Raw genomic sequence first — 13,457 nt, 5'->3', positions numbered from 1 at the left:
AAACTATTACACCTCTGCATAATAATACCCCCCTGCTTCAAGAACAGGAGGGCGCAAAACTTTACTGCTACTCCTCGTCCTCGTCTTCCTTCTTGTGCGCCGCAATAACCTTCTTCGCGATGTCGCCCGGAACTTCCTCGTAGTGAGAATACTCCATCGAGAACGAACCCTCGCCGCTCGTCATCGACCTCAGGATTATCGCGTACCTGAACATTTCAGCAAGCGGGCACTGCGCCTTCACGACCTGCAGCTTACCGTGTCCTTCCATGCCCATGATGCGGCCTCTGCGGCTGTTGAAGTCGCCCATAACGTCGCCCATGAACCTTTCAGGCACAGTAACTTCAACATCCATAACGGGCTCAAGCAGGACAGGATTCGCGTCCATAATGCCCTTGCGGAAAGAAAGCCTCGTTGCGAGCTTGAAGGACATTTCCGAGCTGTCAACGTCGTGATAGCTTCCGTAGTAGAGTTCTGCGCTGAAGTCCACAACCGGGAATCCCGCGAGAGGCCCTGCGGTCATGTACTCACGAAGTCCCTTCTCGACCGCCGGAATGAAGTTGCGCGGTACTGCTCCGCCGACTACGCTGTCAATGAACTCGAACCCTGCGCCGCGCTCAAGAGGCCTGTACCTGATGTACACATCTCCGTACTGCCCGTGCCCGCCGGACTGCTTCTTATGTTTGCCCTGAGCTTCTGCAACCTTGCGGATGGTCTCGCGGTAAGGCACCTGCGGGGTTCTGGTCTCGAGGTCAACGCCGTAACGTTCCTTCATCTTGGCCAGCACTATGTCTATGTGCATGTCTCCCATTCCTGAGAGTACGTTATCCCTTGTCTCCGCGTTCTTCTCGAACGTCAGCGAGCAGTCTTCTTCGAGCGTGCGGGAAATTGCGTTGCCGAGCTTGTCCTCGTCGGCTCTGGTCTTGGCCACAACCGCGACACTGTATACCGGCTTCGGGAACTCTATCGGCTTGAACTGCCCGGAGAAACCGCCCTTTGTCGCGAGAGTGTGTCCTACGCGCGCGCTCTGGAGCTTCGGTATCGCTACGATGTCTCCGGCTATGACTTCCTTAACGTCCTTTCCGTCCTTGCCGGTCATCAGCTTGAAGGAGGAGATGCGCTCTTCTTCGCCCTTGCTGACGTTGTAGATGCTGCTGCCTTCGGAGGAGAGAGTTCCCGAGTACACGCGGATGAACGACAGCTTCCCGACGAACGCATCAGCCATAACCTTGAAGCACAGTGCGGAGAAAGGTGCGTCGGTCTTGGGCTCTGCACCCTCGACAGCTCCGATGTCCACAGGCGACGGGAAGTAGTCCGCCACAAAGTCCATGAACTGCGGAACTCCGATGTTCGCGGTCGCTGAGAGTGCTACGACGGGCATTATCCTTCGTGCCGCAACAGCCAGCTTCAGGGTGCGTTCAAGGTCTGCCTCGCTGACTGCTTCGCCCTCTAAGTACTTCTCCATCAGAGCATCATCCATCTCGACGGCGGCTTCAATGAGTGCTTCACGCGCGCTCTCCGCTTCTCCGGCCAAGTCCGCAGGAATTTCGCCCTCCGTGAATTTTCCGCTCCCGTCCGGCTTGTAGGTGTAGGCTTTGCCCTTGAGGACATCGACGACTCCCGTGAACTTCTCCGCACTCCCGATAGGAAGCAGCACAGGAAGAGCGTTCTTGGAGAACTGGCTCTGAATGTCGTCAAGCACTTTCTCGAAGTCTGCATTTTCCCTGTCCATCTTCGAGACCACGAACGACACAGGAGCGTTGTGGTGCTCTGCGTACTCCCAAGCCTTGCTGGTCTGTACCTCGATGCCGCCGACACTGCTCACGAGAATCACTGCTGTGTCCGCGACACGGATTGCCGCGCTCATTTCGCCGGTGAAGTCTGCGTAGCCGGGTGCGTCAAGGACGAAGAACGTTTTGCCTTTGCGTTCGAGGGTCATTAGTGAGGTGGAGATTGAGATGCTGCGCTTCTGTTCCTCTGACTGGAAATCGCTTACTGTGTTGCCGTTCTGGACACTGCCCATCCTGCCGATATTGCCGTTGTCGAAAAGCATTGCTTCGGCCAGTGAGGTCTTGCCTGCCCCGCCGTGCGCACATAATGCGAAACTGCGGGTATCTTCGGGTTTACGTACCCCCATAGTGGATAAACACCTTCCCTTGATGATTGTTGTGAAAACTTTGGATGAGTGTATTATAGTACAAATCCCCCCTGCTGTACTGCAAGGGGGCTGTGTGGTCTACTTTCCGTCAAAGAATTTCTGAATGATAGCCTTTATCTCCCGTAATGGCAAAGTCTTCAGCATGTGCCCCTGAGGCTTCAAGGCTTCGATCAGCGAGATGCTCCCCAAGTCGTTCTTGGCCGTAAGGAACATCACAGGAATCCCGGCCGTCTCCTCCTTAGCCCTGAGAGTCGCAAGAACTTCCGGCCCGGTCATTTCCGGCATCTCGTAATCCAGCAGAATCAGGTCAGGCTTCGTGCGTTCGAGAATCTTCAGCGCATTCGTCCCGGAGTTCGCGGGAAGCACCTTGTAGCTCGTGCTCAGCCCCTCGCGCAGTGTCCGAATCATCACAGCGTCATCGTCCACCAGCAGCAAGGTCTTCTGCGCCTCTCCTGTCTGAGACAAACCCTCCAGCTTCTCCCGAATCTCCTTCGCGTTGAACGGCCTGATTAACTTTTCTGATCCGGCAATGTCCGACGCATCAGCCTCTGCCTGATTGCCCAGAAGGAATATCTTTGCGCCGGTGAAAGCCTTTACCCTCTCCGAACTCTCGAGCCCGGCCAGATTCACGAGGACGATTCCCGGCACATGCTTTATCTCGTCGCTGCTGCGTGCCTTCAGAATCTCGAACTCATCCCCAAGCGTCTTGATGAGCATATCTGCTCCCATCGAAGGCCTGTCGCTTACGTACAAAACTTTCTGCTTCATGCAATCCCTCCTATACGTTCTTCAATGCTTCTTCAAGACCGCCCCAGTCCGCAGCATCCGCACATGAAGCTATGACGTTGAAGCGTTCGGCCTCGTCGCTGGGAATCCTGTACTCCCGCAGCATTGATATTATTCCGTCTATAGAATCACTATCGAACATCGCCGTAAATTCCTTTATCGCCTCGTATGCCTCATGAAGCCTCTCGGGTTCGATCAGCGGTGCATCATCGTCCTTCTTGTAGAGCGGTTCGAGCTTGCCGAGATACTCACCGTAGCGTTCAAGGAGTGCCGGTGTCCTGGCCGCAATTTCGTCGAGATCCCCGGCGTTCCCGCAGTCCTCGAGATGCCGTGCCATGTCGGAGAGTTCCTGCGCACCGATTAACCTTGCCGAGCTCTTGAGGGCGTGTACCTTAATGGTGTAGTTGGGGATGTCCTGTTCCTCAAAGAACTTGCTGATGTCCCGCAGGTTGTTGGCTATGGAGTTGTAGAACTGCTGCAGGGTCTTGGCGAGAATCTCTTCTGTCGCGCAGTTCTTGACGGCTTCCGCGTAATCCAGCCCCTCAGTCTGCGAGTAGAACTCCTCGAGAGGCGAGAGTCCCTGCGGTTCTGCCTGTTCTTCCTCTGCTTCTTCCTGCACAATGATTTTCTCGTCGGGAAGATATTTTATCAGGGCAGCTTCAAGGTTCGGGCCGTCAACGGGCTTCGACAGGTAGTCAGTAAAACCCTGCTCTATGTACTTTGCTCGTGCTCCGCTAACTGCGTCGGCAGTCAGGCAGATTATCGGCGTGTCCGCGTTCAGCCCGCCGTCCTGCGCACGGATGTTGTTCATGGTCTGGGTTCCGTCCATTCCGGGCATACGGTGATCCATCAGAATCAGGTCGTACTTCTTCTGTGTCGTGAAGCCCAGTGCTTCCTGTCCGCTCGATGCTGTGTCAAGGTTTATCTCCGTCTTGCTGAGCAGCCCCTCAATCACCGTCAAGTTCATGTCCGTATCGTCGACGACAAGAAGGAACGCATCAGGAGCTTTGAAGGACTCCCTGTAGGCCTTGAGGGCGTGGACGTAACGCTCAAACTTTTCGTGGAAGTTGCCGATGGGTTCGGGAGAGATGATTTTCTGCGGAAGGTGAATCGTGAACGTCGAGCCCTGACCGTAAACGCTCTCAACGCTGACATGTCCGCCCATCATACGCAGGAGGTTCTGCGTTATCGACAGGCCGAGCCCCGTGCCCTCTACTGTGTTGTTCTTGACGAGGTCAACCCGCTCGAACTTCTTGAACAGCTTGGGCAGGTCGTCTTCCTTGATGCCGATGCCCGTGTCCGTTATGCGTATCACGAGCTCAATGCTCTCCTCCGCAGTCATCTCGCCGCTCACGTCCATTGTTACGCTGCCTTCATGGGTGTACTTCACGGCGTTGTTGAGGATGTTCGTGATAACCTGCCTCACCCTGACTTCGTCGCCGAAAAGTCCGTCCGGCAGTGCCTCGTCAACGTTCACCGTGAACTGCAAGTCCTTCTGCCGCGCCTTGAACACTATCATGTTCGTTACGTCGTTGAGCACGGAGCTGAGCTTGTAGTCTGCCTCCGAAATCTCCATCTTTCCGGCCTCAATCTTGCTGAAGTCAAGAATGTCGTTGATGATTGAAAGAAGGTTACGTCCTGCGCTCTCGATGTTGCGGGCGTAGGTGGTGATGCGGCTGTTGGTGCTCTCCCTGATAATCATCTCGTTCATGCCTAAAACAGCGTTAATCGGCGTACGAATCTCATGCGACATGTTGGCGAGAAATTCGCTCTTGGCACTGTTCGCGCGGCGTGCCTGCTCGGTTGCTGCTTTCGCGAGGGCTAGTGCGTCCTCAAGCTGTCGGCTGCGTTCCTCCTGCTCGCGGTGAAGCCTCGTCGTGTCAGCAACAAGTATGATGTAGAAGCCCGGGTTGACCGCGTAGAAGTTGAACTGCTTGTAGAATGTTCCGCCGTCAATGTCGCACACAATGTTTACCTCGTACAGCGAATCCTTCTGCGTCCCGAAAGCTATCGAGTCCGGCCCTAGCGCGAGAGCCATCGACTGCCTCTGCTCGTCCGTCCCGTGAAGTATAGGTAGTATCTCGTCATGAACGTAACTGTTGAAGATGTTGTGCTCGGACTTGGGGATTATGCTTCCTTCGGCGAGAGGTGTGCTCACAGTTATTGTGTACCTTCCCAGAGACATATACGCGATCATCTCGAACTGACGGGACAGTATCTTGTCCACGATCGTCTGATAGGCTTTGGTGTCGTTGCATTCCCTTTCCGTAATGAACGCTATAACGTGCCCGTTGAGGGGGTTGCGTGTCATCATTGCGGAGATTTCGACGTAGGAGATTATGCCCTTCTCGCGCCTGGACAACAAGACCTGCTTTATGCCGATCCTGCTCTTGACGTAAACATCAAGCAGTGAATTTACGCTGAAAGTATCAAGGAACTTCTTGCGCTCCATGAAGTTTATGTAGTGCCTGGCCCTGCGCCGTATCAGCTCGGAGTACACCGGCTCTTCGCGGTCGTGGCTGAAGAGGTCTTTACCGCGCGCCTCGTCGACGTGGTCAAGCGTCAGGTCAACCCTGAACATCGCCAGTGTGTGCTCGTCCTGATGGTAGAACGTCTGCCCCAGCGAGTCATAACTGGTGCGAATCTTCTCCTCGTAGCTCTTGAAGAGGGTGATGTCGCTGAAGGTCATGTACAGGTACTCGTCTTCGCCTGAAGATACGCGTGAACAGCGCACGTCGCACCAGATGACGTTGTGCTTTGCGGTAACCTTGCGGATCTGTATGCTTCTGGACTTGTCGGGAGCTTCGCAGTGCTTGAGCATGTACTGGGCGAGCTCCCTGTCCTCGTGGTAAATCACTTCGTCAATGTCCCGCATAACGTCATAGCTTGCAGAGGCTTCTTCGGAGTCCTCCATCATTGCGGAGTATTCGGGCGATACGTACAGCGTCTCGTAGCGTCCTCCGATGGTGCGCAGAAGGATAGAGTTTCCGCCGAGCTGCTTGATGGTATCTACGAAGTTTCTGCGTGAGTCGTCAGGCACATAAATCATGCTCCTTTGAGAATTATTGAGAGATATGCGCCTTATTATATTACCAGTAAAGATTTAGTGCAGAACCTCAGCGATAATATTCATGCCTTCCTCGACGAGTTCAGACCTTGCCTGAGAACCCATGTGCCCGATGCGGAAGACTTTGCCGGACAGCTCACCGTAATTCCCTCCGACAACGAGCCCTTTGCTCCTGAACGCCGCGTCAAGTTCCGGCCAAGACCACCCGTCAGGCACACAGAACGCCGTAACTGTCGGCGAGCAGATGTCTTCACGCTTGGGGTAGAGCTTGAGGCCGATGCGCCTGCCCATGTCCCTGCACAGCTGAGCAGCCTTCTCATGACGCGTTAATACCTCGTTCATTCCCTCTGACATTATCGCGTTGAGGGAGATATTAAGAGCCTTCATGCTGTGCCAGTCGTGGGAGTATGGCATGTAGTGAACGGCGGGAACGTTGCGCCACCCGGAATATGCCTCGTAGCCCTGATAGTTCACGTCCTCGATGACTTCCCATGCACGGGGCGATATGCTGGAGATTGAGAGGGATGACGTGAGGGAAAGAACCTTCTGGCTTCCGAGAAGGCCGATGTCTATCCCGCACGCGTCAACGTCGAGCGGAGCACCTCCCGCGCTCGAGACGAAGTCCACGACGAACAGCGCGCCGTACTCGTGGGCAATGCTCCCCAGTTCTTCGAGGCAGGGCGTGAGCGTCCCGCTCGGTGTCTCGCAGTGAACGGCGGTGATGACCTTCGGGCGGAAACGTTTTGCGTACTCGCGAACCTTCTGGGGATTGGGCACGTCGTCGTACTGGAACACGCAGACGATAGCGTCAGCACCGAAGCTCCGTGCCATGTCGCAGAATCCGTCGCCAAAGAGTCCCGACGAGACTGCGAGCAGCTTTTCGCCGGGTCTGAGGGTGCACTTGAGAGCCGCCCAGAGGACGGACATTGCTTCGCCGGAAGTTATCACGATGTCGCTGTTCGTGTGAAGCAATTGCTGTGTAAGAGACTGGTTGTCCCTGTAGAGAGTGAAGAACTCTTCCTCGAGGTCTGAGCTGCCGTAATCACTGCTCCATGCCGCGCGGATGTTTTCGGGGACAGTTACCGGGCCTGGAACGAGTCCTATTCTGTACTTCTCCATGATAACGAAACACCTCCGCCGCAATGTTAGTACAGTTTACAGCGGAGGCAATAATCATAAATGCTAGCCCGTCAATGCTTTACTTTTCCCGTACTTCCCCATAAAATTACCGTGAAGCCGCTGGCTTTGGCCATTATGATCGTTTACTGGGAGGGTAACATGAAGCGTTCTGCATTAACACTCGTTGAACTTATAGCAGGATTGGCGATACTTGCGCTTATTGCCGGAGTTACGTCGCTGAACACGGATTTTTCCCGGCAGACATCGGTCAACGAAGCCGCAAAGGTAGCGAAGTTCATCACCAGCAGCATGGTGAAGGCAGACAACCTTCACTCCAATTTCACGCTGGCTGTCGAGTCGCAGAGCATCAAGATAACGTGGATGAGACTGCCTTACGGCTCTGAGGGGCGCGAGGAAGTCCTTGAGGCAAGTCGGGGATGTTCCTACACGGTGAACAACGCAAATATCGAGTACTCATACTCGTCCAGTGCCTACTCTAAGGGCGGAACAATCGCTGTCAGAGGCAGGGGCGACCCGCACTACGTCATCTTAGCTTCGATCGGCGGAAGAGTCAGAACCTCCGATACTCCCCCAAGAAGCGACGAAGACAACGACGACTAACCCACGCTACACCGAAAAACGCAAGGCACATCCTTTTGTTGCTATAATAGGGCGCAAAAACTAACAGGATGTGCTTTCAACTTGCAGAATAATTCACGCAAACGCAAAAAGAAGAGCGGACGGCTCTCCGTCATCAAGGGAATCTTTCTCATAATCATAACCGTTGCGGCAGTGGGAAGTGCCTTTGCCTCATACTACCTCAAGAGGCCTTCAGAGTTCTGGGAAGAAATCATACCCATACCTGAGGGTGCAAAGGTCAGCGTCTCCGTCGAAAACGGAATGACCGCCGCTCAGGCCGCCCGTGCCTTCGAGATTCAGGGAGCACTGCTCAGAGGTTCTCCCGCCGACCTGTCAAAGTGGATGGTGAAATTCGGCATCGACAGAAGAATCAAGGCCGGACATTACGCGGTAGTTCCGTCTGACGCGTGGAACTTGGCCCGGCAGCTTCGGACGGTAAAGCCCGCTCTCCTCAAGGCGCAGATTGTGCCGGGACTTGATGTCTTCGCGGTGATAGAGTCCCTCGAGAGCCAGGACAGGAAAATTACCCGCAAAGCATTCTGTGAAGCACTGCTCAACAACAAAAACTATCCCCCGAAAATGGCAGACCTCCTCTCAGCCCTCCCTGAAGACGAAGAGACCCGTGTTGCTTTCCTCATGCCGGAAACATACATGCTCGTTGACCGCAACGCCGACGAACTCGTGAACGTCTCAGCCTCCGCGTGGTGGAATCACTGGGGAGACTTCATCAGCGAACACAAGCTGACCTCGCGTGACGTTCAGGAAGCCTCGATAGTCGCCGCAATGGTTGAGCGTGAAGTTCTGCATGACGCGGAGTGCCGTACAGTTGCCGGAGTTATACACAACAGGCTCCGCAGGAATATGAAGCTGCAGATTGATGCTACTGTAGTCTACGCGTGGAGGCTGAAGGGCAGGAAGCTCACGCGCGTGCTGTATAAGGACTTGGAGATTGATTCGCCGTACAACACCTACAAGATTCCCGGCCTTCCTCCGAGACCGATATGTGTTCCCGGCGTTGAGGCGTGGGGAGCTGCGCTTGACCCGGAAGACAACGAGTACCTGTACTACGTTGCGGACAAGAGCGGCTACCACCACTTCGCGAAGACCAGCGCGGAACACCAGCGCAACATCAAGCAGGTACGCTCTGAGCGTTGAGGGAGGTGCGTAACGTGGCAAGAAGGAGGCAGGACAGCGGAAAAGGCAGCTGGACAGAATTGTTCCTGTTCGTGCTGATAGTTGCGTGCATATACTTTATGCTTGCGTTGTTCGACAGCTCATTAACGGGCGAAGGCGGGCGCGAATGGGGAAAATCCCTGCGCGAAACGTGGGGAGGAGCAGTGATTGTGCTTCTGCTGTTCCTGATGTATGTCTGCATCGCAAAGCTGATGAGGTTCAGGATACCCAGACTTCCCCGTCAGGTTCTGGGAACGGTTCAGCTGTACATATCGTTTGCGTTCATGCTGGGCTTCCTCCGCGAGACGGGCTGGGAGTCGCAGATGACTCTGTTCCGCCCGGGTTCTTTCGGGAGCGGGCTGGCGAAGTTCTTTGTCCTCAACATCGGAACGTTCATCACCCTGCTGCTGGTTGCCGGGTCGTTCGTTCTGTCGGCAGTGTTCTACGGGTCGCGAATCCTCAGGCTGACTCTTCCTGCGCTTCCGTCATGGCGTTTCAGGCGGAGGAAGCCCAAGCCCCGCCGTCGTGAACGTGAGGACTACGAGCCCGACACGCCGGAAAGCATACTGTTCACAGAGAGCGTACCTTCGCCCAAGCTCAAGCCCGCCTCTCAGGACGACGAAGAAGACTCCGCGCAGATTGAGCTGCCAGAAATCGAGATGCCCGCTAGCCCCCGCCCTGCACCGAAACTCAGGACAGGACAGAAGGCCATAGAGATTATTGACGACGCACTTGCGATGATCGACGCAGGAACGACGGAGACCCCGAGACGCAAAGCTCCCGCGACACCGCCGCGCCCCCGCAAAGCCCGCCGTCCTCTCCCTGAAATTACGTTCCCTGACGGCACGGCAACTCCTGACACCGACTCTCCGAAACCCCAAGCAAGAACAAGGCGCGATGAAGCTGTCTTCCCTCCTCCGCCGGAAATCTTCGGCGAACGTTCGAGGTTCGATGCGTCGCGCAGTCTTCAGCGTGATTCGGAGAAGCAAGGCAGGACGATAATCACCACCCTCAAGAACTTCGGGATAAGTGCGAACGTTGCACAGACAGCGGCAGGGCCTTCGGTTGTACAGTACAAGCTCGAGCTTGCTCCGGGCACAAAGATAAGCAAGATCTCCGGCCTCGACGAGGAAATTGCGATGGACTTGGCCGTCATGACCGTTCGCATCGAAGCACCGATACTCGGGACGCATTACGTCGGCGTTGAGGTCCCGGCGGCTGAACGCAAGACCGTAACCCTCCGCAGCCTCATAGAGTCCGGCGAGTTCATCAACACTGCGGCGCGTCTGCCCCTGCCGTTGGGCGTGAGGACGGGAGGGCGTGTCTTGGTCAAGGGGCTCGAGGACATGCCTAATCTCTTGGCCGCAGGAGGAGAGGGCTCGGGGCGCACTACGTTCGTGAACACGTGCATCGTCAGCCTGTGCTCGGTAAAAACTCCTGACGAGCTCAAGCTCCTGCTCATCGACACGGAGCATTCCGACTTCTCCGGCTACGAGAAGCTTCCTCACCTGCTCGCCGAACCAGTCAGCACGCTCGACACTGCCCGCAAAGCTCTCGAGTGGGCGTGTGCCGAGATGGACAAGAGGACGGCAGACTTCGCGCAGGAGAAGGCCAAGAACATCGAGGCCTACAACCGAAAAGTTCCCAAGTCCAGAAGGATTCCCGAGATAGTGATAATTATCGGCGAACTCTCTGACCTCGTGTACGCGGCGGATAACGACTTCAGCGGTCTCATCATCAAGCTGGCTCGCAAGTCAGGCGGAGCTGGAATACACATGATCGTCTCTGCGCAGAAGCCCTCAGTGGACATTCTGCCCTCGATGATGAAGTCAGTCTTCCCCGCAAGAGCGGCCTTCACACTGAGTTCAGCAGCAGACTCCCGCAACATCATCGACACTGCGGATGCCGCGAAACTCACCGGCAAAGGAGACCTGCTCTTCATCAGCACAAACAGCCCCGTTCCCGTCAGGCTTCAGGCACCGTACATAGCGGCAGACAAAATCGCCGACTTCGTTGAGTACATGAGCACAAGCCTAGAACCGCCGGAACTGATGACGTTCTGAGGTGCTTCCCCCTGCCGAAAATGCGGGGGTAATTTTTTTGTCATGTTACAATAGCTCATTCAACCATCACAAAACTTAGGGGTGTAAGCATGATGAATAACGTACAGCGCGTCCACCTTATGGGCATCGGCGGTGCTGGAATGAGCGCGCTCGCCAAGCTCTTGCGGGCTGACGGGCTAGATGTCTCCGGCTGTGATCTCTGCGAGCCGCATTACGACCTGAACGGCATTCCCTGTATGATCGGGCATTCTCACACTCACATCACCAGCCTCAGCCCTGACGCATTGATCCTCAGCTCAGCAGTCCACCGCGACAACGAAGAAGTAACTTTCGCACAAGAGCACGGCCTCAAGATATTCTCCCGCGCACAGGCTTTGAGCTCGCTGTTCAACAAGTCGTACGGCATCGGCATAGCCGGAGCTCACGGCAAGACCACAACAACATCAATGACCGGCCTAATCTTCTTGAAGGCTGAGCTTGACCCGACAATCTACGTCGGCGCGAACGTCCCGGACATCGGGAGCAACGCAGTTTCCGGCAAAGGAGAACACTTCATCGCGGAGCTCGACGAGTCCGACGGAACGTTTGAGCTCTTCCACCCGTCAATAGCAGTCATCACCAACGCGGACTGGGATCACGTCGACCATTACCCGACGCGCGAAGCAGTGATTCAGGCGTTCACGAGGTTTGCGGACGGACGCAAGGAAGGCGGGACGCTCGTGATGTGCGCTGAGGACGAAGGAGCATCGCAGGTCTACGAGCTCTGCAGCAAGACGCGCGGCAAGATAGTACGTTACGGCTGGGGGAAGGGCCGCGACTGGGGCGCGTACAACATTATTCACATGAACGGCGGAGGAATCTCCTGCAGTGTTGCACGTGAAGGACACTTCTTGGGGCGGCTTGAACTCACTGTGAGCGGAGAGCACAACATCATGAACGCACTCGCGGCAATAGCTTCGGCGGACATCTGCGGGATAGACTTCGAGCTGTCTGCGGCGATACTGAAGGACTTTCACGGTTCGGAACGCCGGATGCAGGTCAAGGGCATAACCAGCGGCGACATTCTCGTGATGGATGACTACGCTCACCACCCGTCGGAGATTCACGCGACGATACGTGCTGTGCGGAACATTTACCCTGACAGAAGGCTCGTAGTTGTGTACCAGCCGCACAGGTATTCGCGTACGGCGAAATTCGCGGGATACATTGCGCAGTCTCTCGGACAGGCTGACAGCGCGTACGTTCTGCCGGTGTTCTCGGCTGGTGAAGACGAGATAGAGGCGGGCAGCTCTGAGGAGATAATCAAGCTCGCTCCCGAAAGCGTAAAGCCTGCAGAATTTGCGGAAATTCCTGCACTGCTTAAGGACGCTCTGAAGCCCGGAGATATTCTGCTGACTATGGGAGCAGGGGATGTCTACAAGCTCGGCGAAAAGTTTTTGACGGAGAATTAAAGCGTTTAAGGTATAATTACCAAAAATTTATCAGGAACTATTGAATGCGCTATGTTGTTGAATAACCTGCAGACCACTTTACCAGACATAACGATACACAAGAACGTGCCGCTTTCTCCGTTGTGCACGCTTGGTGTGGGCGGCGAGGCTGAATTTTTCGCAGCTCCTTCGACCATCGAGCAGATGCACATACTTTTTGCTGAAGCAGTAAAGGAAGGCTGCCCCGTATATGTTCTTGGAGGAGGAAGCAATGTACTTTTCCCCGACGGCCTCGTCAAAGGCATCGTAATTTCCACGCAGAACCTCACAGCCATAGAGTGGCGGACGAATCTCACAGCGGACATCGACGCTGGCTTCAAGCTCCCTCTTCTCATGAAGGAAGTACGGGAGCACGGGCTTGCGGGGATGGAGTTTGCGGCGGGGATACCGGGAACTTTGGGCGGTGCAATCGCGGGGAATGCAGGTGCGGGCGGTCATGGAGTTTGCGAGCTTCTTGACGAGGTTATAGCTGTAGAGCCGGACGGAAGCATAAGGATGTGGCACTCGAACGAGATAGCTTATTCCTACCGCAGGTGTTCGCTGGCCGGAGAAAAGCGCGTGATAGTTTCTGCCCGTATGACCTTCAGGAAAGCAACGCCGAAAGACGCTGACGTTCTGGAGAGCTATCTTCTCAGGCGCGGGACTCAGCCTCACGGCCTCCGCAACGCAGGCTGTACCTTCAAGAACCCCGACGGCAATTCCGCCGGAAAACTCCTCGACGAAGCAGGGTGCAAGGGCTTGCGTGCAGGCGATGCTGTTGTGTCGGACGTTCACGCGAACTTCATCCTGAACAGGGGACACGCAACCAGTTCGGACATCATGGAGCTGGTGAAGCAGTGCTCGCAGAGAGTGTTTGACAGCACGGGAATACGGCTTGAGCCTGAGATAAAGATACTTGACCCGTGTTTCAGCGTGTCGTGAGAAATTGTGCGCCGTAAACTTATCGTGCTTGTTATGCTGATAGG

9 protein-coding genes are annotated in these 13,457 nt (G+C 55.4%); 5 read left to right on the top strand and 4 right to left on the bottom strand.

Features of this window, described 5'->3' with window-relative positions; translation table 11 throughout:
• Positions 1-67: 67 nt before the first annotated feature.
• The 4 genes from fusA to IJT02_09135 form a co-directional block, all read right to left on the bottom strand.
• Positions 68-2,134 carry an elongation factor G gene (gene fusA / locus IJT02_09150; GenBank protein ID MBQ7545091.1) on the bottom strand — a complete coding sequence of 689 codons (2,067 nt, stop codon included), beginning with the start codon at positions 2,132-2,134 and terminating at the stop codon, positions 68-70.
• 99 nt (positions 2,135-2,233) lie between these two features.
• Complete coding sequence (locus tag IJT02_09145; protein ID MBQ7545090.1) at positions 2,234-2,923, bottom strand: response regulator; 690 nt, start codon at positions 2,921-2,923, stop codon at positions 2,234-2,236.
• Positions 2,924-2,933: 10 nt separating this feature from the next.
• Positions 2,934-5,981, bottom strand: coding sequence for a response regulator (locus tag IJT02_09140; protein ID MBQ7545089.1), 3,048 nt, complete (start codon positions 5,979-5,981; stop codon positions 2,934-2,936).
• A 63-nt stretch (positions 5,982-6,044) separates the two neighbouring features.
• On the bottom strand, positions 6,045-7,127 hold the full coding sequence (locus IJT02_09135) for an alanine--glyoxylate aminotransferase family protein (protein MBQ7545088.1): 1,083 nt from the start codon (positions 7,125-7,127) through the stop codon (positions 6,045-6,047).
• A gap of 159 nt (positions 7,128-7,286) precedes the next feature.
• Between IJT02_09135 and IJT02_09130 the strand changes: the two genes are divergently transcribed.
• From IJT02_09130 to murB, 5 genes are all read left to right on the top strand, one after another.
• The gene (locus IJT02_09130; GenBank protein MBQ7545087.1) at positions 7,287-7,748 is read left to right on the top strand and encodes a hypothetical protein; all 462 of its coding nucleotides are present in this window, start codon (positions 7,287-7,289) and stop codon (positions 7,746-7,748) included.
• A gap of 81 nt (positions 7,749-7,829) precedes the next feature.
• On the top strand, positions 7,830-8,921 hold the full coding sequence (mltG, locus tag IJT02_09125; protein ID MBQ7545086.1) for an endolytic transglycosylase MltG: 1,092 nt from the start codon (positions 7,830-7,832) through the stop codon (positions 8,919-8,921).
• Positions 8,922-8,935: 14 nt separating this feature from the next.
• On the top strand, positions 8,936-11,002 hold the full coding sequence (locus IJT02_09120) for a hypothetical protein (GenBank protein ID MBQ7545085.1): 2,067 nt from the start codon (positions 8,936-8,938) through the stop codon (positions 11,000-11,002).
• Between the two features lie 89 nt (positions 11,003-11,091).
• Positions 11,092-12,453 (top strand): UDP-N-acetylmuramate--L-alanine ligase, encoded by a 1,362-nt coding sequence (gene murC / locus IJT02_09115; protein ID MBQ7545084.1) that lies wholly within the window; start codon positions 11,092-11,094, stop codon positions 12,451-12,453.
• 51 nt (positions 12,454-12,504) lie between these two features.
• The gene (murB, locus tag IJT02_09110) at positions 12,505-13,413 is read left to right on the top strand and encodes a UDP-N-acetylmuramate dehydrogenase (protein MBQ7545083.1); all 909 of its coding nucleotides are present in this window, start codon (positions 12,505-12,507) and stop codon (positions 13,411-13,413) included.
• The last annotated feature ends 44 nt before the right edge of the window (positions 13,414-13,457 follow it).

It is taken from the genome of Synergistaceae bacterium, assembly GCA_017450125.1.
In the GTDB taxonomy this organism is placed as follows: domain Bacteria; phylum Synergistota; class Synergistia; order Synergistales; family Aminobacteriaceae; genus JAFUXM01.
The sequence above is the reverse complement of the archived record's forward strand: the minus strand, read 5'-3'. Positions and strand labels throughout refer to the sequence as shown.

What these genes read in the sequence shown, in the direction of transcription:
- fusA (MBQ7545091.1), bottom strand. Translation starts at nt 2,134, where the DNA reads ATGGGGGTACGTAAACCCGAAGATACCCGCAGTTTCGCATTATGTGCG.
- IJT02_09145 (MBQ7545090.1), bottom strand. Translation starts at nt 2,923, where the DNA reads ATGAAGCAGAAAGTTTTGTACGTAAGCGACAGGCCTTCGATGGGAGCA.
- IJT02_09135 (MBQ7545088.1), bottom strand. Translation starts at nt 7,127, where the DNA reads ATGGAGAAGTACAGAATAGGACTCGTTCCAGGCCCGGTAACTGTCCCC.
- IJT02_09130 (MBQ7545087.1), top strand. Translation starts at nt 7,287, where the DNA reads ATGAAGCGTTCTGCATTAACACTCGTTGAACTTATAGCAGGATTGGCG.
- murC (MBQ7545084.1), top strand. Translation starts at nt 11,092, where the DNA reads ATGATGAATAACGTACAGCGCGTCCACCTTATGGGCATCGGCGGTGCT.
- murB (MBQ7545083.1), top strand. Translation starts at nt 12,505, where the DNA reads ATGTTGTTGAATAACCTGCAGACCACTTTACCAGACATAACGATACAC.